This window comes from Thalassospira australica (assembly GCF_000763295.1).
GTDB lineage: Bacteria > Pseudomonadota > Alphaproteobacteria > Rhodospirillales > Thalassospiraceae > Thalassospira > Thalassospira australica.
Genome location: NZ_JRJE01000026.1, coordinates 22,797 through 46,846, shown reverse-complemented (window position 1 = coordinate 46,846; position 24,050 = coordinate 22,797). Strand labels below are relative to the sequence as shown.

Below are 24,050 nucleotides of genomic sequence, written 5' to 3'. Positions count from 1 at the left end.
TTCCGATTTCGGTGATTTCATCACCACGCGCATCGATTTCATCGGCAATGGTGTTGATCAGCTTCGCACGGTCTTCGCGCGATGAATAACCAAACGACCAAAACGCTTCTTCGGCAGCCTTGGCGGCCTGATCGACAAGCGCGGGCGTCCCGACCGGGAAGGTATTGGCCGGGCCGTGGGCCGGCTCAGACTGGAACGTCGCATCACCGGCGACCCAGTCACCGGCAATAAGATGTTTTCCTGTCAGCGTATAAGACATTTAATCAATCCTCTAGGACTCATGGGGAAGTAATGAAACTGAGCATGCGATAATCACAGACTATCACTGCGTCAGCGTTTTGCGAGCCATTCCTCATACTTTTTCTGATTCTCGTCTTTGGTGCAAGGATATAGTCCGATGATACTCGCACCATCCTTGACCTGCTCAAGGACAAAGGCTTCGTAATTTTCCATGCCCGCACAGGCATCTGCAATCTCATCAGCAAGATGCGCCGGAATAACCATCACGCCATCCGCATCACCAACAAGCACATCCCCCGGGAAAACGGCAACGTCACCGCAAGCAATCGGAACATTGATATCAAGTGCCTCGTGCTTGGTCAGGTTGGTTGGCGCTGACGGGCCTGCGAAATATGCTGGCATATCAAGTTCGCCGATACCTTCAGCATCACGAAAACCGGCATCAGAAACAATCCCGGCGGCACCGCGAACAGCCAAACGCGTCACCAGAATGGAACCGGCAGATGCCGCAGATGCATCCTTGCGACCATCCATAACCAATACATGGCCCGGCGGGCAGGTTTCAACAGCTACACGTTGCGGATGGTCAGCATTGCGAAACACCTCAAGCGAGTTGCGGTCTTCGCGTGCGGGGATGTAGCGCAGGGTAAACGCCTGTCCAACCATATTTTTCTTCTTGGCGGAAACAGGCACAACCCCCTGAATGAACTGGTTGCGCAGACCACGTTTATAAAGCTGGGTCGCAATGGATGCCGTAGAAGCACGCAACAGCTTCTCACGGGTATTTTCGGACAATACGAATTCAGTCATAACAGGCCCTTAGAAGATATCAGGTTCGCCGGCAGCTCTGCCGAAACCGGTTTCAAGGAAATCGAAATCACAGCCTTGGTCGGCCTGCGTCACGTGGCGGGAGAACATATAACCATAGCCGCGTTCAAAACGCGGTTCTGGCGGGGTAAGTGCCTTGCGGCGTTCTTCAAGCTCTTGGTCGGAAACCAACATATCAAGCGAACGATTTGGAAGATCAAGCCGCACAATATCGCCGGTTTTCAAAAGAGCCAGCGGCCCACCGACATAGCTTTCCGGACTAACGTGCAAAACACATGCGCCATATGATGTGCCCGACATGCGGGCATCAGAAATGCGCAACATGTCGCGATGTCCCTGCTTGATCAGCGCCTTGGGAATTGGCAGCATGCCCCATTCCGGGAAGCCTGGCCCGCCTTGTGGCCCGGCATTTCGCAGAACCATCACATGATCTGGCGTGATTTCCAGGTTCTCGTCATCAACGGCCTTTTTCATTTCCGGATAGCTGTCAAAAACAAGCGCCGGGCCTTCATGGACGTGGAACTTCGGATCACAGGCCGCAGGCTTGATCACGGCCCCGGTCGGGCACAGATTGCCCTTGAGAACCGCAAGCGAGCCTTCCTTGTAAACCGGATTATCAAGCGGGCGGATGACATCATCATTAAAGACCTCAGCCCCTTCAAGGTTTTCACCAAGCGTCTTGCCGGTCACCGTCATACACGTCGTATCAAGACGGTCTTCCATCTGCTTCATCAAGGCACGAAGCCCCCCGGCAAAATAGAAGTCTTCCATCAGATAGTCCTTGCCGGACGGGCGCACATTGGCAATCAGCGGCGTATTGCGGCCAAGTTCGTCAAGGTCTTCAAGCTTAAGGTCAACGCCTGCACGGCGTGCCATGGCAATCAGATGGACCACCGCATTGGTCGAACACCCCGTTGCCATCGCCACGATCGCTGCATTACGGCACGACGCATCCGTGATGATCTTTTCAGGTGTCAGATCTTCCCACACCATATCAACAATCCGGCGCCCGCAATCAGCTGACATGCGCTGATGACCGCTATCAACAGCAGGGATGGACGATGCGCCCGGAAGTGTAAGGCCCATAGAATCTGCAATCGCGGTCATGGTCGATGCCGTCCCCATGGTCATGCAGGTCCCGGCAGAGCGGGCGATACCACCCTGAATGCCAAGCCATTCATCGTCGCTGATGTTTCCGGCCCGACGTTCGTCCCAGTATTTCCAGGCATCCGAACCCGACCCAAGGATCTTGCCTGCATAATTACCGCGCAGCATCGGCCCCGCTGGCAGATAAATCAACGGCACACCTGCCGAAATTGCCCCCATCACCAGACCCGGGGTGGTTTTGTCGCACCCGCCCATCAGCACAACACCATCAAGCGGGTGGCTGCGGATGTTTTCTTCGACTTCCATCGCAAGCAAGTTGCGATACAGCATGGAGGTCGGCTTGGTGAAACTTTCATCCACCGAAAGCGACGGCAATTCGACGGCAAAGCCGCCTGCCTGGGCAACACCGCGCTTCACATCCACGACACGTTCGCGGAAGTGGCTGTGACAGGAATTCAGCTCAGACCAGGTATTGAGAACACCGATAATCGGCTTGTCGCGAAAATCGTCTTCTGAATACCCAAGCTGCATCATGCGGGAACGGTGCCCGAAAGACCGGAGATCATCCGGGGCAAACCAACGTGCCGATCTAAGGTCCTGAGGCTGTTTCTTGGTCATTGTCTTATTCCTCGGAATGTAAAAGCAACCAGATGGCGAAAATGGCAAAAATCAATTCGGCAGATCCCCGTACGCCAGCAAACTCTGACGACCGTGAAGCCCTGCCTTGTCGGAATTACACACAGAAAGCTTTTCTCTTTTTTCTATGTGATATAGTAATATATTAGTTCACAGAACACAAGGCACCTGTATATATTTTGAGCGGCAAGACAAAAACGGCGGGAACAGCATGATCGAACATCTACCCAGCGAACCTGCGATCAGCAAAAAGAGCATCACGAAACTCAAGCGTGGATCTGCCAGCGCGCAACTCCATGATTCCATGCGCAAACGCATCATCGATCTGGAACTTGAACCCGGACAGTATCTGTCGCGCATTGAGATCGCCGAAGAGTATGGCGTAAGCCAGACCCCGGTGCGCGATGCCCTGCTCAAGCTTGAAGAAGAAGGATTGATTGATACCTTCCCGCAATCCAAGACCGAGGTTTCGCGGATAAATGTCGAACATGCACTTGAAACCCAATTCCTGCGGCTGTCTCTGGAACTTGAGATTACCCGTCGTCTGGCCAATGCAAATGATCCTGCCCTAATCACAAAAGCACACTCCATTCTTGCGCAACAAACGGCAGTGTCTGAGGCAAACGACCTCGACAGCTTTAGCCGGCTCGACTTTGACTTTCATTACGCCCTGTATGAAGCCGCTGGCGTGCCCAATCTGTTTGCGGTCGTAAAAGCGCGATCCGGGCACATTGACCGTTTGCGGAAACTCAATCTGCCCGATCCCGGCAAGTCGTCTTCCATTCTTGATTGCCACACCCGGATCCTTGCTGCGATTGATGCAGGGGATGCCGACACCGCTTGCGAGGTCGTCCGCGAACATCTCATGGGCACGCTTGCCACGGTTGACGATATTCGCGAACGAAACCCCTCGTTCTTCTGATTCCGATCCAGATCAACCCAAAAGCCCGTTGTCGCGCATGAAGCTCTTAAGCTTTTGGTGCTGCGCATCCGTCAACGGCCATGCAGATGGCGGACGGGTGGCACCGCAATCATTGCCCTGCAACTGAAGCGCTGACTTTACCCCGGTCACATTCGTGCCGTTCATTTCCTCGGCCCGGACATCTTCAAAGGCCCGCATTTCAGCAATCAGGTGACGGGCCTTGGCATAATCCCCGGCCTCAAGAGCCGCATGAATGGCCATGGAACGTTCCGGCCAGACATTGATCAGACCCGATGTAAAGCCACGCGCCCCCACCGCATAAAATGCCGGAGCCCAGGTCTCGGCCAAGCCCCCAACCCAAACGATGTCGGGGTCACAGGCATTGATCGCCTCAGACAGTTTCATCGCATTCGGCGTTGCCCATTTAACCCCTGCCACACCTTCGATGGCACACAAATCGGCAATGGCCTTGGTCCCGATGGCATCATTGCGCAGATACAGCATCATCGGCAGCCCACCGGAGGCATCGGCAATCCGTTTGATGTAATCAACAACACCGCGCGGGGCGACAAACGGGTCTGGCGGCTGATGGATCATCAGGGCTTCGGCACCGGCATCGGCAGATGCCTTTGCCAGTGCACAAGCATCCCGCACCCCGCGCCCGATCCCGGCCAAAAGTGGTGCGCGACCGTCAAGCATCTCGGCAACCGACTTTGCCATCGTGATCGCTTCATCCGTTGTCAGCGCATAAAATTCACCCGTATTGCCGTTCACGACCGGGAAATGAACCCCGGCCTGCAAAGCACGATCGAGAATAGGTTTGAGCTTTGCTGGCGCAATCTCGCCCTGATCATCATAAGGCGTCACCAGAATGCCGGAAATTCCGGCAAGAACGTCGCGCAATTCGGATTTTGATAATGCCATGGTTTCCTGCTTCTTTGTTGCATCACCAGCCAGACACACAAGAACAGTGATCCTGATGGACCTTCTGACCGCACGATGCATCTTGTAATTTTTACTTACATCTTGAATAACAAGTTAGATCGCAGATGGCAACGCACTTTATCTGCCGTGCTTACGCGCAACAAAGAACCGAACATGTCGGCATCAAATTTTGATGCCCCCATATAAAATTTACAAGTTTGAAAACAAGCAAGGATGTGCTGTGTCACCAGCCTGATCAATAAGCTGGCAAGCGATTGGCGGCATACGAAGAACCCGGAAAATCAGGCGAACCGGCGAAACAGGCCGCGCCGTTCCCGACAGATCAGTGTCAGCCCCGATTGTCGGGCAAGGTTCACTGCCGTCAAGGTCGGACCGGAAATGGTCACAAGCCCGCCAACTCCGCATTGCACGGTTTTGGTGACGATCTCATAGGAACAACGGCTGGTCATCAGGATGAAGCCACCCGCTGTATCAAGCCCCTGTCGCGCAACAGCGCCAAGCACCTTATCAAGGGCATTATGTCGGCCGATATCTTCGCGGACCTGCTTGATGTTACCGCTAACATCGACAAAGGCGCTAGCGTGGAGCAACCCACCCCCTTCGCGATTGCGGGTCTGATAATCGGGCAATGCATCAATTGCACCAAGAACCACGTCCTGGGCCATGTTTGACGGTGTCACTTTACCGATCTTGTCCATCGCAACCGCCTCAAGGGATTGCACGCCGCAAAGCCCGCAACCAGAACGGCCTTCAAGCGTACGCTGACGATCAGCAAGGCGATCAAAGACATCTTCATGCAGGTCGGCCTCTATCACATAGCCCTGCAGGGTTTTGCGCACATCCCGCAAGGTGATCTGGGAAATGTCATCGGCAATCCCCTCGGACAGGGCAAAGCCCACCATGAAATCTTCAAGATCATGGGGCGACACCATCATCACCGCATGGGAATGACCATTAAACGTCAAGGCAGCCGGAACTTCCGGTTGCAGCATGATAGGGGCATCTACATTGCCATCATCGCCTGACACCGCGCGAGCGCGAGCATTTTCAAGATCAACATCACGCCCGTCCAGAATGCGATTTTCAGATGGCTTGGCCGTCATGCCGTTTCCTTGACCTTGCGGATCATCGGCGCGGCCTTAAGCACCAAGGGATGAAAATCACCATTGCCCTTAGCGATCATGTCAAACAGTTGCTTGCGCATGCGTGGCTCCCAGAAGTCGCTGATATGGTTGGCAACACCTTTAACGCCCTCATTATCGGGCTGGGATTTGAAAAAGGTTGCGATCTGATTGGCCATATAGACAAGTTTGTCAGGTGCCATTGCGGTTCACTCTTTGGCTGAAAACTTCAAGGAAAACAGGACGAGCCAGACATCATGCCAAGGGAGTATAGCACAATGTCTGGCTCGTTATCCTATTCTGCGGCATCAACGCGCGGTTTAATCCGACGCGACTGTTCGGCCTGACGGTCATATTCCACCTGCCATTCGGTCGGTCCGTTGGATGATGAAACCTGCACCGCTGTTACCTTGTATTCCGGACAATTCGTCGCCCAGTCAGTATAGTCGGTGGTAATCACATTGGCCTGCGTACCGGGATGGTGGAAGGTGGTGTAAACCACACCCGGTGCAACACGGTCGGTAATGGTGGCGCGAAGGGATGTTTCGCCCGACCGGGATGCCAAACGGATCCAGTCACCTTCACGAATGCCGCGCTGTTCGGCATCGTGCGGGTGGATTTCCAAAAGATCTTCCTTGTGCCAGGCGGAGTTTTCCGTACGGCGGGTCTGTGCCCCCACATTATACTGGCTCAGGATACGCCCCGTTGTCAGCAAAAGCGGGAAGCGCGGACCGGTGCGTTCATCGGTTGCGACATATTCGGTCACAACGAACTTACCTTTGCCTCGAACAAAGCCATCCATATGCATGACAGGCGTGCCCGTCGGGGCCTTGGCATTACACGGCCACTGCACCGACCCTTCGCGTTCGAGCAGGTCATAGCTGACATTGGCAAAGCTTGGCGTGGTTGCAGCAATTTCGGCCATGACTTGCGACGGATGGGTATAATTCCAGTCCAGGCCCATCGCACGGGCAAGGTTCTGGGTCACCTCCCAATCGGCAAAGCCGTTCATCGGCGTCATCACCTTTCGCACCCGGTTGATCCGGCGTTCGGCGTTGGTGAATGTGCCGTCCTTTTCAAGGAAGGTCGAACCGGGCAGGAACACGTGCGCGTAGTTTGCCGTTTCGTTCAAAAACAGGTCATGGACAACCACGCATTCCATCGCCGCCAGACCGGCTGCAACATGTTTGGTATCCGGATCAGATTGAAGAATGTCTTCGCCCTGAATATAGATGCCCTTAAACGTGCCATCGACAGCGGCATCAAGCATGTTGGGAATACGAAGACCCGGTTCGTCATCAAGCTTCACACCCCAGATATCTTCGAAAATATCGCGGGTGGCACTGTCCTGAATATGGCGGTAGCCCGGCAATTCGTGCGGGAAAGATCCCATATCGCACGACCCTTGCACGTTGTTCTGACCGCGCAGCGGGTTCACACCCACCCCCGGACGACCGATATTGCCGGTCGCCATGGCAAGGTTGGCAATCGCCATCACAGTGGTCGAACCCTGAGAGTGTTCCGTCACACCCAGACCATAATAGATCGCGCCATTTCCGCCCGTGGCAAAGCTACGTGCGGCCTTGCGCATGGTCTCAGCATCCACACCGATCATGTCGGCGATGGCTTCGGGACTGTGTTTGGGGTCAGATACAAACGCTGCCCAATCCTGGAATTCGTCCCAGTCGCACCGTTCACGCACGAAAGCCTCGTCAAACAGGCCTTCGGTGACAATGACATGAGCAAGCGATGTCAGAACCGCAACATTGGTGCCCGGACGCAATGGCAAATGGGCAACCGCCTCGATATGGGGGGATCGCACAAGATCAATCCGGCGCGGATCAATCACGATCAGTTTCGCGCCCTGACGCAGGCGCTTTTTCAGGCGCGAGGCAAAGACAGGATGGCCATCGGTCGGGTTTGCGCCGATCAGGATGACAACATCGGTATGTTCGACAGAATCAAAATCCTGCGTCCCGGCCGAAGTCCCAAACGTGGTTTTCAATCCATAACCGGTCGGTGAGTGGCAAACACGGGCGCAGGTATCAACGTTGTTATTGCCAAACCCGGCGCGGATCAATTTCTGAACCAGGAAGGTTTCCTCGTTCGTGCAACGTGACGAGGTAATCCCGCCCAGCGCACCCTTGCCGTATTTGGCCTGAATGCCCTTGAACTTATCGGCGGTGAAGCGAAGGGCTTCTTCCCAACTGACTTCCTGCCACGGTTCATCAACGCTTTCGCGGATCATCGGATTGAGGATGCGGTCCTTGTGATTGGCATAGCCATAGGCAAAGCGCCCCTTCACACAGGAATGCCCCCGGTTGGCCTTGCCATCCTTATAGGGCACCATGCGGACAAGTTCCTCGCCGCGCATTTCCGCCTTGAACGAACAGCCGACCCCGCAATAAGCGCAGGTTGTAACAACCGAATGTTCCGGCTGACCGATTTCAATGACGGATTTTTCCTGAAGCGTTGCAGTCGGGCAGGCCTGCACACAGGCACCGCAAGATACGCATTCGGAATCCATGAAGTTTTCATGCATGCCCGGGGACACGCGGGATTCAAAACCGCGACCTTCGATGGTCAGGGCAAAGGTGCCCTGCACTTCTTCGCAGGCCCGCACACAGCGCGAACAGACAATGCATTTCGACGGGTCATAGGTGAAATACGGGTTGGTTTCATCCTTGGCCATATAGCGCGGGTTTTCTTCGCCGTTCTGGCGGACCTGAACGTGGTTGCCACCTTCATACCCATAACGCACATCACGCAAACCAACCGCACCGGCCATGTCCTGCAATTCGCAATCGCCATTGGCCGCACAGGTCAGACAATCCAGCGGATGGTCAGAGATATAAAGCTCCATCACACCTTTGCGGATTTTCTTGAGCCGATCGGTCTGGGTGCGGACCACCATGCCGTCAGACGCCGGTGTCGTGCAGGATGCCGGTGTGCCGTTGCGGCCTTCGACCTCGACCAGGCACAAACGGCACGAACCGAATGCATCGACCATATCGGTCGCGCAGAGCTTGGGCACCTGAATGCCGGCCTCCATCGAAGCCCGCATGACCGATGTCCCCTCAGGCACGGTAACGTCCTTGCCATCAATGGTCAGGGTCACCGTCTTTTCGGAATTCTTGGCGGGGGTTCCGTAGTCAACTTCTTTGATCAAGGACATCGTTTCACTCCGCAGCTATATCAAGCGCACGTGGCTTGAAATCATCAGGGAAATGGGTCAGTGCGCTTAGGACCGGATAAGGGGTAAAGCCCCCCAACGCGCACAACGATCCGAACTTCATGGTTTCACAAAGGTCACGCAGCAGTTCGATCTGAACTTCGGGCTCTTCACCGCGTTCAAGCTTGTCGACCACTTCGGTCCCACGCACAGAGCCAATGCGACATGGCGTGCATTTGCCGCACGATTCAATCGCACAGAATTCCATGGCAAAGCGGGCCTGTTTCATCATATCGACCGTGTCATCAAACACGACAACCCCGGCATGGCCAATCAGGCCATCACGTTTCATGAACTCTTCGTAGTCAAACGGCGTATCAAACAGCTCCTTGGGGAAATAGGCCCCCAAAGGACCACCGACCTGAACGGCCTTGATCGGGCGTCCCGATGCGGTCCCACCGCCGATCTGCTCAACAATTTCACCAAGTGTCAGACCAAAGCCGACTTCATAAAGCCCGCCATGTTTGACGTTGCCGGCAATCTGGATCGGGATGGTGCCGCGTGACCGGCCCATGCCGTAATCGCGGTAATATTCTGCACCCTTTTCCAAAATGACCGGAACCGAGCACAGCGAAATCACGTTATTGACCACCGTCGGGCGACCAAGAAAACCTTCAAGGGCGGGCAACGGCGGCTTGGCACGAACAACCCCGCGCTTTCCTTCCATGCTGTTAAGAAGCGATGTTTCCTCGCCGCAGACATAGGCACCAGCCCCCATGCGGACTTCGATATCGAACGCCTTGCCCGATCCAAGGACGCTGTCGCCTAGAACACCAGCATCACGGGCGACTTCAATTGCCTCATTCATGATATCAATCGCAATCGGATATTCCGAACGGGTATAGACATAGCCCTTGGTCGCCCCCGTCGCGAGACCGGCAATGATCATGCCTTCGATCAGGACAAACGGCTCACCCTCCATGATCATGCGATCGGCAAAGGTGCCGCTGTCGCCCTCATCAGCGTTACAGACGATGTATTTCTGAGAGGCTTCCGCTTCGCGGACGGTATTCCATTTGATCCCCGTCGGGAAACCGGCTCCACCACGACCCCGCAGGCCGCTATCGGTGACGGCCTTGACGATTTCTGCGTCCGTCATCTTCAGCGCATTTTCAAGCCCGGTCAGGCCCTCATTGGCGCGGTAATCATCAAGCGATACCGGATCAATGATGCCGCAACGCTGGAAGGTCAGACGTGACTGGCTTTTAAGGAACGGGATATCCTGTGTGCGGCCCCGTAAAAGCTTGTGATCGCCGCCTGCAAGGAAATCGGCATCAAACAATGCGTCGATATCATCGGTACTGACCGGACCATACGCAATACGCCCACGCGGGGTTTCAACCTCGACCATCGGTTCAAGCCAATACATGCCAAACGACCCGTTGCGCACGATTTTGATATCGGCACCGGTTTTCGATGCCTTGGCGGCAATGGCAGATGCAACATCATCCGCACCAAGTGCGACAGAACCGGAATCAAGCGGAACATAAACCTTGATGCTCATGACCCCACCTTTTCCAGAATGCGATCGGCACTGACACGGCCAACAAGCTTGCCATCCACCATCGCCGCCGGGGCGCAGGCGCACAGACCAAGACAGAAAACAGGTTCCAGTGTGATCTTGTGATCAGCCGTGGTTTGCGACCAGTCAACTTTCAGGTGGCGGCGAATTTGATCGCCAAGGGCATCTGCCCCCATCGCCTGACAGGCTTCGGCCCGGCAGATCTTGATGACATGCTTGCCTGCACGCTCTTCGCGGAAGTCGTGATAGAAGCTTGCCACCCCATGGACTTCTGCCCGGCTAAGGTTCAGCTTCTTTGCAATGGTCTGCAGCGCGCCATCAGGGATATAGCCAAACTCTTCCTGCACTTCATGCAGAATGGGCAGGAGCGGTCCCTCAAGGGCTGCCATCTGATCACAAATGGCAGCGACGCGGACATTCTGGTCCTCGGTCGTTTCCGACATGCAAGCCTCTCTCTCAAGCATGTTAAATGTTATTTATTTTTTTATAGTGTCGGGCATCGCGCCCATTGGTTCAATAAAGCCATCCCGTTACGCGATAGCGAAAACCTATCAAGCGGGTTGCAGCTCTGAGATCTGTGTGGCTTCTTTTAGAAGTGCCGAAACCACAGGTGTTGCAGGTTCACGTTTTGCCGCGATCATGCCAACCAGATGGGTTGCGTCCGGTTCGATAATCGGAATGGATTTCACCCGATCTTCGATGCTGAATTCACGGACCATTTTCGCGGGCATGATGCTGGCCCAGTTCCCGGTATGAACATGGGTAAACAGGGCAATCATGGAATCACTTTCAAGGGTCGGACTGACCTTGGCCCCCGCGGCTTGCAGATGTTGATTGATGATCCGTCTGTTTTGCATATCTGGCGTCAACAGACAGAGCGGAAATTCTGCTGCTTCGCGCCAGGTGATGCTTGTGCGATCCCCGATATCATCTAAATTTGACGTCACCAGATGATAGCGTTCGTAAAACAGCGGAATGGATGTCACCCGCCCCAGAGGTTCGTTATCAAGATAGGTAATGCCGACATCAATCTGAAGATTATCAAGCAACGCCTGAATTTCGGTCGAGGTCCGCGACAAGATGGCAAATGTCACATCGGGATGTTTTTCGCGAAACGGCGTTGTCAGTTCATGTACCATCGAAAGTGCCGTCGGGATCACCGCAATCTGCACCTGCCCGGTCAGGCCAAAGCGCATAGCACGGACTTCGTCACGCATGGATCGTGTGCTGCCGACAATGTGGCGCGCCCATTCCAGAACCCGTTCACCTTCTGATGTCAGGCCCTGATAGCGTGATCCGCGTTTGACCAGCACCACGCCAAGGTGATCTTCAAGCTGGCGCAGCGCACTTGACAGCGTCGGCTGTGTCACCCCGCATTCCTCTGCGGCGTGGCCAAAATGCTGCTCGCGGGCAAGCACCATAAACATTTCAAGTTTATCGATCATGGCATATCCAGCATGGGGTCTGGCATCACGTCAATTGGATGCGCGGTTCAGAATGAACACCAAATTTCCAGGAACATTGTCCTGAATGCAGGATAACCGATTACCCCTACGGGCATAAAGGTTATTCCTGCAACAGAACCCAGATCCGAACCGGATGAACCAAGCCCGGATCTGGCCCCTGATCTTAGGGTCAGGACCGCATGATGCCCCACTCATGCTAGGTTTTACTGGCCCGATTTTACTGGCCCGGTTTTGCAGGAAAGTGGACAAAACCGGTAAAACCGGCGCCAGCCAAGGGTGTGGTGGCTGGCGCCATCGATCAGGTTACGCTTTGGACGTGGCTTCGCGTCCGGCGGATTCCTGTGTTTCCATGTGATGCTTTTCATGGATCGGGCTGACCATCTTGTTGGCAATCAGCGCAATCGCAAGCAGTGCCGCCATGGCATACATGGTGGTGTTATAAAGGCTGGAGGTCGGATCGACCGTGCCTGCCGGTGCGATTTCCATCAGACGCCCGATGGTCACCGTTTTGGCCGCAACCAGTTGATCAAGCTGATTGATGCCCGCACCGAATTTCTCCTGGAACACGGCCGGGTCAATCTTGGCGGCCAGATCCTTGATAGAACTGGTGACCGAAGCCTGACGCAACTGGGTGATGGCAAGTGGACCAAGAACACCCGCCGTACTCCACGCGGTCAGAAGACGCCCATGGATACCACCGACATATTTGGTGCCAAAGATATCGGCAAGATAGGCCGGAATGGTTGCAAAGCCACCGCCGTACATCGTGAAGATGATCATGGTCGCACCGTAGAACATGACAAGCCATGTCACAGCCGGATTGATGCTGACCTGCTGGGCTGCAAACGGGATCGACAGATAGAGAACGATGCCCAGAATAAAGAAGCAATAATAGGTGTTCTTGCGCCCGATATAATCCGACATCGACGCCCAGAAGAAACGACCACACATGTTAAACACGGAAATCATGAACACATAGGTCGCCGCAAAGGCAGAGTTCACAATGAACGGCAACGTCGTGCCAAAGATTTCCGTCATCATGGTTTTGGCAACGCCAATCACCCCGATACCGGCCGTCACGTTAAAGCACAGCACAATCCACAGCAGATAGAACTGCGGTGTTTTAAGCGCCTGATCAATGTGAACATTTGCATGCGTGATCATGCGTTTGGATGCGGTATCGGCAGTCGGCGGCGTCCAGCCAGCCGGCAGCCACCCTTCACGCGGCACACGATAGGAGAAGGACGCAATGATCATGACGATGAAATAGGCAACACCAAGCGTCAAGAAGGTCGCAGCCGCACCGGTATTGCCGGTTCCAGCAACATAAACGCCTTCTTCGATCGGCACGGGGGCCGCGGCAACCTGTGCGGCACCGGCAACCACAACTTCGACCATCTGGCCGCCAACTTCGGCCATGCGCTTGCCACCCTCGGTCACAAGGTTCACGGCACTTTCCGGGCCAAGATAATCAGGAACCTTATAAAACGCAGTCAGCAGGCTTTCCTTGATCGGGGTTGCGATCATCGCACCACCGCCAAAGCCCATGATCGCCATGCCGGTCGCCATGCCGCGTCGGTCCGGGAACCAGCGGATCAGGGTCGATACGGGCGAAACATAACCCAAACCAAGACCACAGCCACCAAGCGCGCCATAGCCCAGATACACCAGCCAAAGCTGATGGGTCATGATACCAAGACCGCCAATGATGAAACCGCCGCCCCAGCAAAATGCCGCAACAACGCCGACCATGCGCGGGCCGACTTCTTCAAGCCACTTGCCGCCAAAGGCAGCCGCAAGGCCAAGAAAGACAATGGCGACAGAGAAAATCCAGACAACGGATTGCAGACCCCAGTCACCCGAACTTGCACTGACCACGCCAAATTCCCTGATCAGTGGCGGGTTAAAGATGCTCCAGGCATAGACAGATCCAATGCACAGATGAATGGCGATCGATGCTGGCGGAACTTTCCAGCGGTTGAAATCGTCGCCGGCGACGATGTGTTCTTTCTTGAGCTTGTCAAACATGACGTTGTTTTCCTCCCGGTTTTATCATTTTCCTTGCCCTTCCCCGTCGCACAATTGGTCATGGTGCAGGGCAAACGCGGAGACAGCGGTATCCGCATCCGGAATTCTCAACTTGGCAATCGCCATGCCACAACGCACTTTGCGCCGGTTTCTGTCATTTTTCCAAACCATCGGGGGATATTGCAGCGCACGCGCGTGGACAAAATGTCTACAAATTTACGCACGCAAAACGGGTACATGGACAAAATGTCCACTCGCACTTGCAAAATTTAAAAGGAGATCGACCGGTATTTATCAGTCTGCTTCAGGCAGCCATATGGTAAATTCTGTGCCTTTTCCAGGTGTGCTAGTGACATCAAGAAAACCGCTTTGACGATCAATCAGGGTTTTCGTGATCGACAAGCCAAGCCCCGTGCCTTCGCGACGCTTGGTGGTATAGAACGGATCAAAAATCCGATTGAGCACGTCCGGCGTCATGCCGATACCCGTATCGCAGATGGTTATCCGAACCCCCGGTCTGCCACGGCGCATTTCATCAACATCAATCAGGGTCAGGGTCCCGCGTTCGGGCATCGCATGCAGGGCATTGACCATCAGATTGACCAGAACCTGCTGTAACTCTGTCCGGTTCATAAGAACAAGGCGGGTTGATTGATGGTCACGCACCACGTCGATTTCTGCCCGCCCAAGCAGATGGGCAATAAGCGGCATGCAGTCTTCGATGACCAGAGGAACGCTATGACGCTCAACAAAGCCTGCATATTCTTCGGGTTTGGCAAATTGCAGAAGCTTGGTCACAATCAGATTGATGCGGTTGACCTGCTCGTCAATCAGGCGAAATTCCGTATCGCCAAGTTTGGCATGTTCCCCCAAAAGATCGCGCAACACATCCAGATTTCCTTGCAGAACCGCTACCGGATTGTTGATCTCATGGGCGACGCCAGCGGTGATTTCCCCGATTGCCGCCAGCTTTTCTGACATGATCAACTGTTTGGTGGTTTCTTCGAGTGCAAGGTTGGCTTTGCGAAGTTCACTGGTGCGGGCATCCACGCGTGCATTCAGCTCGTCATTCCAGGCACGCAAACGTTTATCGCGTTCTTGTACCTGATCAAGCAGATTATCAAGATGATCTGCCACCAGCGTGATTTCATCACGCACCTTGTTCAGATTGGTCCGGGCGGAAAAATCACCGCTTTCGACCTGGGCGATGGTGGTGGTCATCCGTTCCAGCGGTTTGAAAATGCCGCGCGCCCATCTTAGGAAAATTGGAACCGACAGCGCTGCCACAAACAAAAACGCCCCGATCAGGATCAACAGGCTTTCATATTTGGTTTGTGTAAAAGGCGTTTCCAGAAAACCGACATAGAGCATCCCGACCCGTTTGCCGTAACTGTCCTTTATCGGCTCATAGGCCGAAATATACCAGTCATTGACGACAAAGGCGCTATCGAGCCAGACCTTGCCATCTTCAAGTACGGTTTGCCGCACCGCGCTCGAAACGCGGGTTCCCAGTGCGCGACGATCCTCAAACAGGCGAACATTGGTGCTGATGCGGACATCATCGAGAAACAGGGTCGCGGTCCCCTGACTTCCTTCCGGCAAGCTGTTTTGGCGATAAACAAGATCATTGATGGTATCGATGAAGCCCAAATTCTGATTAAGCAGAATGCCCCCCACCAAAACAGCTTTTTGCCCTGATGGCAGCGTCACGGGGCTTGCTGAATGGACAACCATGCCACGGGTTTCGCGATCCCGCGTTGTGGGAACTGCGTTGGGCGTGTCCACCAGATCAAGCTGCGCCCGTTCAGCCAGTTTGGAAGACACAGCAGCAAGTTCGGCATTGCTAAAAATATCGACACTGGTTGATGACGTCCCGGACAGGGCACGAGTGATCACCGGCCAGTTGCCAGATTGTCCTGCCCCCGTATTTAAATCACGGCCTTCTGACAAATACAGGAAATCAAGACCAAGCGTTTCTCGCTGCGTTTCAAGCAGTTTTGCAACAGCCCCCGCATCATCAGAGGCAAGCACATCCTGAAAGGATACGGATTGCCCAAGTGCGTTGATCTGTTCGCCCGTATTTTCAAGGATATGGGTAAAATATTGATGGGCGATTGTCAGGTCGGCACTGACCTTTGATGTCAAAAGCGCATCAAATTTGCCGTTCCACCGCACCATCATCACGCCAAGCAAAAGCGGCAAAATCACCAGCGTTGGCAACAATGCGATCGCCAGCAATTTGAACCGAACAGACCGTGTTCGCTTGGTGTTTCTGAAACCGCGGCGCGACATCGATGTCATTGCTGATCCCAGGTTGCACACTTGCGATCAATTGTTTTGCGCGACACACCAAGACGACGTGCGGCCTCGTTCCGGTTGCCCCCGGTTTTGTGAAGCATCGCCAAAATGTGACGACGTTCCATTTCATCAAGGGTTTCGTCACTATCACCTGATGAAGCCTGATCGGCCCGGGCATCACGAAATTCATCGGGAAACCGCCCTAAAATCAGCGTGCGTTCAATCAGGTTGCGCAATTCACGTACATTGCCCGGCCAGTCATAACGTGTCAGCCCGGCACGCACCGCCGCATCCATCGGAACTTCGCGCACGCCAAGCTGCTTGGACAGTTTGTTCATAAACAGATCAGCCAGTTCAAGCACATCATCCCCGCGCGCCGACAGTGGCGGCATTTCGATATGCATGACATTGATGCGGTAAAACAGATCTGCGCGGAACCGGCCCGCTTCGACTTCAGCTTCTAGGTTGGCATTGGTGGCAAAGACAAAGCGCAGATCGACCTGTGCTTCACGTTCTGATCCCACGGGCCGGATACGGCGGCTTTCGATTGCGCGCAAAAGCTTGCTTTGGGTTGCCAGCGACAATTCACCAACTTCATCGAGAAACAGTGTTCCGCCCTGCGCATGCATGAAAAGACCATCGCGCGCGGCCTGTGCACCGGTAAAGGCCCCTTTGACATGACCAAACAGTTCCGCTTCGATCATTTCAGACGGGATGGCAGCACAATTAATCGGAACAAACGGCTTAGACGCCCGATCAGACAGTGCGTGCAATGAACGCGCGGTAACTTCCTTGCCCGTGCCACTTTCACCAGAAATCAGGATGGATGTCGGCAACGGTGCAACCCGGGCAATGGTTTCGCGAATTTCCTGCACTTGCGGTGAATAGCCAATCAGCTTGTCGCGCAGCAACACATGTTCGGATGTTGCACGCAGTTCATGGCGCAATACATGGTTTTCACGGCGCAACCGCATCCGGTCCAGACAACGCGCCACTGCGTTCAAAATCTGGTTCGAGCGAAATGGCTTCAGAACAAAGTCGACCGCCCCGGCACGAAGCGCCTTGATCGCGGTATCAAGATCGGCATAGGCCGTCATCAGGATCGCGTCAGAGAAAAAGCCGATCTCGCGCTGTTCGGTCAGCCACTCCACCCCGCTTTTGCCGGGCATGATGTTATCAAGGATGACGACATCAAAGTGATGCTTGTCAAGCAAGGCGGTCGCTTCTTCGCAGTCGGCCGCTTCTTTCACCTGTTTGGCGCGTGGACCCAGAGTACGGACAAGAAAATTGCGCATGCCCGGTTCGTCATCGACGATCAGGATGGATGCCTTTTCCAGCCAAGGGCCGAATTCGGGCCCCGGCCCGCTATGGGCTGTATCATTACCCGCAGGCAACGCCGCCCCATCCGACGTGTCCAGAACAGTCGAACTCATGATATCCCTCCGCTGAAACATGCTTTTTGTTTTTTCAAAGCTTAGTTCAGCGCAAAGAGAAAAGCAAAACCGTTGGTGACCGCTGCTCCATTCTGGCGTCGAATGCCACGGCCACCAACGAGATCGATTTTACAATGCCTTAGCCTTCTTTGCGATGGATGGCAAAGGGTGACCAGCTTTGACTGACCGGCATAACTTCAAGCGAATTGACGTTCACATGTGCCGGAAGGTTTGCGACCCAAAAAATACTTTCGGCAATGTCTTCGGGCTGGATCGGGTCAGCACCACGATAGAGGTTATCGTAAGCTTCCTTGTTGCCACCGGTGCGCACCAGGGTGAATTCACTTTCGCAAAGCCCCGGCTCGATCGAGGTCACCCGCACACCGGTGCCCGCCAGATCACAGCGAATACCCAGCGAGAATTGCTGCACAAAGGCCTTTGTCGCGCCGTAAACATTACCGCCCGGATAAGGCCAGTTCGATGCAATCGATGCCAGATTGACGATGGCACCTTTGCGCTCAATCAACTTATCAAGCACGATGCGCGTGATTGCGACCAGGCCCTTCGTATTGGTATCAATCATCGTCATCCAGTCTGACAGATTGCATTCCTGTGCCGGTGCGGTGCCCAGTGCCAAACCGGCATTGTTGACCAGAAGATCGACATCCGCAAAATCGGCAGGAAGACCATCAATCGCCTTCTGGATGGCATCGGCGTCCTGAATATCAAAGCACAATGGGTGGGCAACCTTGGCACCACCAAGTTCATCGACAATAGCTTCAAGGCGTTCGGCACGACGACCGGTGACGATGACTTTCCACCCTTCCGTGACAAAACGGCGGGCCGTTGCCGCGCCGAAGCCAGAAGTTGCGCCGGTAATAAGTGCTGTTTTGGTCATGGAATGCTCCGCTGATGTGATGTTGTTTGATGAATGTGGTTACAGACCGATTGCGATGGTCTGAACGAAACCGGCAATGGCAATGAGAACGAGGCTAATGGCGCAAACACGGCGCCAGACATGCGCCGACAAACGGCGATAGATCAGCTCGCCCGGGAAATAGGCGATCACCGCAATCAGCAACAAGGGCAACAAAAGGGGAATGAAATCGTCTGGCAACATGCCCGAGACAGCCCGGGTGATAAAGCCAAGCAGATCGACCGTACCGAAATAGATCGCAAGCGTGTAGCGCACCTTGACATCCTGCGTCCCGCCGGCCAGAAGCCAGGCGGCGACCAGTGGGCCGCCAACGGCAAAACCTGACATCAGAATACCGACTGAACAGGCCAAAAGCGCACCAACAACAAAATGGCCCATCCATTTTGGCGGGTGGTGCAGCATGGCGACCAAAGCCGCCACCGCGATCGCAAGGTTGGTGGCAATTCGAATGGTCAGGTCATCCAGAGCAAAGGCAACATGCGGACCAAGCACAGCGCCGAAAAACCCGAAAGTCAGAAGGATCGCACATGCCCGCCAATCTACCTTGGTGCGGTCAAAATCGCGCAGGATCAGTCCCGTCAGGACGATATCAATGACCAGAATAACCGGTGTTGCAGTTGCCGGAGCAAGCACGGTTGACAAGCCAAGGGCCGCCAACAGAGCAAAACCAAATCCGGTAATGCCCCGAAACAGGGCTGCAATCGCAACGACCGTGCCAGACAGGATCAGTTCCATCAAATTCCCCAATGTTACAGACCTGAATTACGTCACTGATTGCACCATTGATAGAGCCACATCCCGCCTTTTAATGGAGCCACATATCGATCTGGACCCAAATATTGTCGCGTTCTGGCACTAACGCGGTGTCAGGTGACGGGTTTAGCTAGAAGCAGAAGATTTCCGCCCCACACTGTGAAAGACAGGAGCCAGCATGAACGTTTCCGTCAAACCGAACATGACCAATCATTGGATGCCCTTTACAAACAACCGTCTGTTTCAGGAAGAACCGCAGATGTTTGCCAAGGCACAAGGTGTGAAGTACTGGACACCGGAAGGTCGTGAAATTCTGGATGGTTCATCGGGGCTGTTTTGTTGTGCTGCGGGGCACGGGCGTCCGGAAATTGCCGATGCGGTTCATAAGCAGCTCAGCACCTTGGACTATTCACCACATTTCCAACGCGCTGCCCCTGTTTCGTTTGAATTTGCCGAAAAGCTGGCTGGCATCCTGCCGGATGGTCTTGATCGCGTATTTTTTGCAGGATCGGGTTCGGAAGCCGTTGATACCGCAATGAAGATGTGTCTTGCCTATCATCGCGCGACCGGAAATGCACAGCGCACCCGTTTTGTTTCACGCGCATGGGGATATCATGGTGTAAACCTTGGCGGCACGTCACTTGCCGGGATGGTCAATAACCGTCGTGATTTTTCGGGCATTACCTGTGACGTTGTCCATATGCGCCACACCTGGACCGAAGAACAGAAATTCACCCGCGGTCAGCCGGAAACCGATGCCGATCTGGCAAATGACCTTGAGGAAATCTGCAAGACCTATGGCGGCGATACCATTGCCGCAGTCTTTGTTGAACCGATTGCCGGTTCGATTGGCACGATTGTGCCGCCCAAAGGCTATCTCGAAAAGCTTCGCGCGATTTGCGACAAATACGGCATCCTGCTGGTATTTGATGAAGTGATTACAGGTTTTGGCCGTACAGGTTCTGCTTTCGCCTCCCAGGCATTCGCAGTCAAGCCGGACCTGATTACCATGGCCAAGGCACTGACCAACGGCGCTATTCCCATGAGTGCGGTTGCCACCAGTGCCGAAATTCAAGCTGCGGTCTTTGACGCGGCTGGTGAAGCCGACCGTCCGGAATTCTTCCACGGCTATACATATTCGGCACATCCGGTCGCCTGTGCGGCCGGGATTGCAGCGCTTGATATCTATGCCAATGACAAACTGTTCGAACGCGCGAACATTTTGTCTTCGCCATTCCTTGATGGCGTGTTTGGTCTGCGCAACCTGCCCCATGTCAGCGACCTTCGTGGTTATGGCATGATGGCTGGCATTCAGTTGACACCGGGCGAGGCACCAGGTGCAAAAGGCAGTTGGGCGCAACGCGCACTGTTTGACGAAGGACTGCATGTCAAGGCGACCGGTGATGCCATCATTTTCGCACCTGCGTTCGTCAGCACCGAACAGGACATCAACGACATGGTTGCCATCCTTCAGAAGGTTCTTGGCTCGCCTTTGTAATCTGTTTGCGGAAAACTGAGGTTAACACAAAGGGATCGCCAAGCAGTTTACTGTGCAGCGGTCCCTTTGTTGTTTTCAGCCATCACTGCCATGATGGCATCGCGCAACTGGGTGATGCCCGATGAAATCTGATCGCGGTCAATTACCGCAAACCCCAATCTGAGGCGATCACGCGGTGCCCCGTCGGGATCGCAATAATGCACGTCCCCTGGCTCCACGAGAACACCACGTTTGGCAGCTTCGCGATGGACCGCCCACGCATCGATATCACCGGGCAATTTCACCCAGACTGCAGACCCGCCTGATGTCGGCGTTACGTGCAGTTCAGGTAATTTCCGGGCAATTTCATTTTGCATCAGCTGCCATTTTTCCGACAAACGATCACGGGTGCGTCGCAGGTGTGAGTCCAGATGGCCTTCGCCAATAAACAGCGCCATGGCGCGTTGATCCTGTGCCGACGGATGGCGATAATTCAGGCGGCGAAGTGCGCGCAGTTCCTTGATCAGTTCGCTATCAGCAAGGATGTAGCCAATTCTGAGCCCCGGGAACATCAGTTTGGTCAGACTGCCGATATAGATGATATGACCGGAATTATCGTAACTCTTGAGTGCAGCGCGCTGATGACCAACATAATTCAGCTCGTGCTCGTAATCATCCTCGACCAGGATGAAGTCCTCGTTACGTGCCCGTTCGACAAGCTGCAAACGACGGTCCAGCGACATGGTGACACTGGTCGGACATTGATGCGATGGCGTGGTATAGACCATATCGCAATCAGACAATTGGGTTGAGTTGGCCAGACCTTCGCTGTCTGTCGGCAGCGGGCAAATATCGGCACCCGTCGAAGCAAAAATGTTTCTTGCATCAACGTAGCCCGGATCTTCGACACCCACGGTCCTTCCGCGTCCGGCAAGAAGATGCCCCACCAAAAACAAGGCATTCTGCGCGCCAATCGTAATGAGCAGCTGTTCCGGATGAGCCCCCAAACCACGATGGGGAAGGATGCGTGTAATAATTTGTTCCAGAAGTTGCGGATCATCCATATCGACCTGATCGCTGACCCAGCTTTGCGAATGGGCAAGCGATCCGGCCAACCGCATGGAATCACGCCAGCGCGAGATGGTGGTCTTGTCCGGTGAAACCTGACCATAAATGAACGGATAGGGGAAATCCCGCCAGTTGGCCGGTTTCACAATGTTGCGTGCCTCTGTCGGACGGAATCTTAAATGGCGACGCCACAGGTCGGGATCACGTTCCTTTGAAAACAACGACGCGGTACGCGTATCAACGCTCAGACGCAGTTGCTGACGGATATATTGTTCATTGACGAAATGCCCGCGGCGCCAGACTGCTGTCAGATATCCATCATCAAGCAGCCGTTGATAGACGAGTACAACCGTATTGCGAGACACCTTGAGCGCAGATGCCAGATCACGGGTTGATGGCAGGGGCTGGTGTGAAGGGAGGCGCCCTTCCAGAATCGCATCGACAAGCCCTTGATGCAGCTGTTGCTGCAGGGTCTGACCTGCATCCGCCGGGTCCTCAAGCCGAATATCAAGCATCGGAAACACCCCCTTTTTTCGGCACCGCAGCAAGTTAGCTCGTCTGGCACCATAGTTTTTGCCCTGTGGCTCTATCACTAGAGTAACCGGCAGATATACCATTTTGTCAATGCGATAAAGCAGGAACAAGAACCGCGATCATAATGCGGTCGGTTCAGGGAAGTTATGTCCACCAGGGAGGCGCATGGTGCGCCGCACATAAGGGTAAAATCCCGGCTATCAGGAGACATACGGATGACCAAGTTCAATTCCGGCCCCAAATTTAACCGGCGCACACTTCTCAAGGGATCGCTTGCCGCCGGTTCGGCACTTGCTATGCCTGCGATTATCAGCAAAAAAGCACTCGCTTCTTCGGGTGAGATCAACATTTTGATGTGGTCCGATTACCTGCCGGAGACGTTTCTCAAATCGTTTACCGATGCAACGGGCATTACGGTCAATTACACCGGTATCGGTTCGAACGAGGAAATCATCAACAAGATGAAGGCCTCCAAAGGTCGCGGCTTTGACATCGTATCGCCGACCAACAACCGTGCACTTCAGTGGAAGGCACTGGAACTGCTTCAGCCGTTCGACATGTCCAAAGTCGCCATTGACGCCGTTAACCCGGCGATGGCCAAAATCGGCAGCACCGACTGGGCATTCGAAGCTGGTACCACCTACTGGCTGCCGCACATCTGGGGCACCGAAGGCATGGCTTGGCGCACCGACCAGTTCCAACCGGACGGCATGTTCCCGTCTTATGGTGATGTCTGGTCCGAAGCCAATTCTGGCAAAACCATGGGCCGTGCACATTCCATGATGCTCGGTGCCGGGCTGTACATGGAAACCATCGGCGAACTCGCACCGGGTTCCGTTTGGAAAGCCTACACTTCAGAAGAAGAAATGCGTCCGGTTTGGGAAAAGATCACCGAATGGTGCATCGCACGTAAAGGTAATATCAAACTGATCTGGAACGATGCAGATACCCAGAAAAACGGCCTTCTGAACGAAGGCGTCATTGTTGGTCAGACTTGGGATGGTCCGCCACTTGCGCTTAAAACTGCTGGCGAGCCGGTGATGTATCGGGCACCGAAAGAAGGCGCGCTGGCGTGGGTTGATGGCCTTGCACTGCCGACCGGTGCTGAGAATATCGAACAGGTTTACGAGTTCATCAAATATGCCTTCAAGCCGGAACTGGCTGGTGAGGCAATTGACCATCACGGTTACAACTCTCCGGTTTTGGGTGCCGACAAGTTTGCAGGCGAAGCCTATGCCAAGAACTTTGCCGATGCATATCCAGGCGATGCGCTGGCCAAGCTTAACCCGTGGCCGTCCGAACCGCAGTGGTATGCGGACATGCGTACCGAGTATGTGAACCGCTTCGAAAGCGCCTAAACCCAGTATCCAAGGGCGGCACGACAATACCCCGTGCCGCCCTTTCGGGTTTCTGACCCTATTCTTTTCAAACAACAATAATTCCGTTGTCGCCTGTTTTCCCGGGTGAACAGGGCATTGCCGTTTTCAGGGGGTTGCCAGTTTC

Annotated in this window: 19 protein-coding genes; 3 read left to right on the top strand and 16 right to left on the bottom strand. The window is 54.4% G+C overall.

Features of this window, described 5'->3' with window-relative positions:
• The 3 genes from JF44_RS0111510 to araD all read right to left on the bottom strand — a co-directional run.
• Window positions 1–259, bottom strand: a 259-nt coding sequence (locus JF44_RS0111510; RefSeq protein ID WP_033069146.1) for an aldehyde dehydrogenase family protein, incomplete at its 3' end; no start/stop codon positions are given.
• 71 nt (window positions 260–330) lie between these two features.
• Window positions 331–1,050, bottom strand: a complete 720-nt coding sequence (locus JF44_RS0111505) for a ribonuclease activity regulator RraA (RefSeq protein ID WP_033069145.1) — start codon at window positions 1,048–1,050, stop codon at window positions 331–333.
• Between the two features lie 9 nt (window positions 1,051–1,059).
• Window positions 1,060–2,793, bottom strand: a complete 1,734-nt coding sequence (gene araD, locus JF44_RS0111500; protein WP_033069144.1) for an L-arabinonate dehydratase — start codon at window positions 2,791–2,793, stop codon at window positions 1,060–1,062.
• 229 nt (window positions 2,794–3,022) lie between these two features.
• Here araD and JF44_RS0111495 point away from each other — a divergent pair, with 229 nt between their 5' ends.
• Window positions 3,023–3,733 carry a GntR family transcriptional regulator gene (locus tag JF44_RS0111495; RefSeq protein ID WP_052065802.1) on the top strand — a complete coding sequence of 237 codons (711 nt, stop codon included), beginning with the start codon at window positions 3,023–3,025 and terminating at the stop codon, window positions 3,731–3,733.
• A 12-nt stretch (window positions 3,734–3,745) separates the two neighbouring features.
• On the opposite strand, the gene JF44_RS0111490 is transcribed toward JF44_RS0111495, so the two are convergent.
• From JF44_RS0111490 to JF44_RS0111435, 12 genes are all read right to left on the bottom strand, one after another.
• Window positions 3,746–4,657, bottom strand: coding sequence for a dihydrodipicolinate synthase family protein (locus JF44_RS0111490; RefSeq protein ID WP_033069150.1), 912 nt, complete (start codon window positions 4,655–4,657; stop codon window positions 3,746–3,748).
• A gap of 302 nt (window positions 4,658–4,959) precedes the next feature.
• Window positions 4,960–5,781: a formate dehydrogenase accessory sulfurtransferase FdhD gene (gene fdhD, locus JF44_RS0111485; RefSeq protein WP_033069143.1), complete on the bottom strand. Its 822-nt coding sequence runs from the start codon at window positions 5,779–5,781 to the stop codon at window positions 4,960–4,962.
• Entirely contained in the window at window positions 5,778–6,002 is a 225-nt protein-coding gene (locus tag JF44_RS0111480) for a formate dehydrogenase subunit delta (protein WP_033069142.1), read from the bottom strand. The genes fdhD and JF44_RS0111480 overlap by 4 nt, the downstream gene beginning before the upstream one ends.
• A 92-nt stretch (window positions 6,003–6,094) precedes the next feature.
• Window positions 6,095–8,974: a formate dehydrogenase subunit alpha gene (gene fdhF, locus JF44_RS0111475; protein WP_033069141.1), complete on the bottom strand. Its 2,880-nt coding sequence runs from the start codon at window positions 8,972–8,974 to the stop codon at window positions 6,095–6,097.
• Between the two features lie 4 nt (window positions 8,975–8,978).
• On the bottom strand, window positions 8,979–10,535 hold the full coding sequence (locus JF44_RS0111470; protein WP_033069140.1) for a formate dehydrogenase beta subunit: 1,557 nt from the start codon (window positions 10,533–10,535) through the stop codon (window positions 8,979–8,981).
• Window positions 10,532–10,996, bottom strand: coding sequence for a formate dehydrogenase subunit gamma (locus tag JF44_RS0111465; protein ID WP_033069139.1), 465 nt, complete (start codon window positions 10,994–10,996; stop codon window positions 10,532–10,534). The genes JF44_RS0111470 and JF44_RS0111465 overlap by 4 nt, the downstream gene beginning before the upstream one ends.
• A gap of 108 nt (window positions 10,997–11,104) precedes the next feature.
• Window positions 11,105–11,998 carry a LysR family transcriptional regulator gene (locus JF44_RS0111460; RefSeq protein WP_033069138.1) on the bottom strand — a complete coding sequence of 298 codons (894 nt, stop codon included), beginning with the start codon at window positions 11,996–11,998 and terminating at the stop codon, window positions 11,105–11,107.
• A 324-nt stretch (window positions 11,999–12,322) separates the two neighbouring features.
• Window positions 12,323–14,047 (bottom strand): OFA family MFS transporter, encoded by a 1,725-nt coding sequence (locus tag JF44_RS0111455; protein ID WP_033069137.1) that lies wholly within the window; start codon window positions 14,045–14,047, stop codon window positions 12,323–12,325.
• 294 nt (window positions 14,048–14,341) lie between these two features.
• Window positions 14,342–16,348, bottom strand: coding sequence for a sensor histidine kinase (locus JF44_RS0111450; RefSeq protein ID WP_081944430.1), 2,007 nt, complete (start codon window positions 16,346–16,348; stop codon window positions 14,342–14,344).
• Complete coding sequence (locus JF44_RS0111445; RefSeq protein ID WP_033069136.1) at window positions 16,345–17,778, bottom strand: sigma-54-dependent transcriptional regulator; 1,434 nt, start codon at window positions 17,776–17,778, stop codon at window positions 16,345–16,347. The genes JF44_RS0111450 and JF44_RS0111445 overlap by 4 nt, the downstream gene beginning before the upstream one ends.
• A 139-nt stretch (window positions 17,779–17,917) precedes the next feature.
• Entirely contained in the window at window positions 17,918–18,676 is a 759-nt protein-coding gene (locus tag JF44_RS0111440) for an SDR family oxidoreductase (RefSeq protein ID WP_033069135.1), read from the bottom strand.
• 39 nt (window positions 18,677–18,715) lie between these two features.
• The gene (locus tag JF44_RS0111435; RefSeq protein ID WP_033069134.1) at window positions 18,716–19,450 is read right to left on the bottom strand and encodes a TSUP family transporter; all 735 of its coding nucleotides are present in this window, start codon (window positions 19,448–19,450) and stop codon (window positions 18,716–18,718) included.
• 196 nt (window positions 19,451–19,646) lie between these two features.
• Here JF44_RS0111435 and aptA point away from each other — a divergent pair, with 196 nt between their 5' ends.
• Window positions 19,647–20,966, top strand: a complete 1,320-nt coding sequence (gene aptA, locus JF44_RS0111430) for an omega-aminotransferase AptA (RefSeq protein ID WP_033069133.1) — start codon at window positions 19,647–19,649, stop codon at window positions 20,964–20,966.
• A gap of 47 nt (window positions 20,967–21,013) precedes the next feature.
• On the opposite strand, the gene pdxR is transcribed toward aptA, so the two are convergent.
• Window positions 21,014–22,528: a MocR-like pyridoxine biosynthesis transcription factor PdxR gene (pdxR, locus tag JF44_RS0111425; RefSeq protein WP_033069132.1), complete on the bottom strand. Its 1,515-nt coding sequence runs from the start codon at window positions 22,526–22,528 to the stop codon at window positions 21,014–21,016.
• 234 nt (window positions 22,529–22,762) lie between these two features.
• Here pdxR and JF44_RS0111420 point away from each other — a divergent pair, with 234 nt between their 5' ends.
• The gene (locus tag JF44_RS0111420; RefSeq protein WP_033069131.1) at window positions 22,763–23,905 is read left to right on the top strand and encodes a substrate-binding domain-containing protein; all 1,143 of its coding nucleotides are present in this window, start codon (window positions 22,763–22,765) and stop codon (window positions 23,903–23,905) included.
• Window positions 23,906–24,050 lie beyond the last annotated feature (145 nt).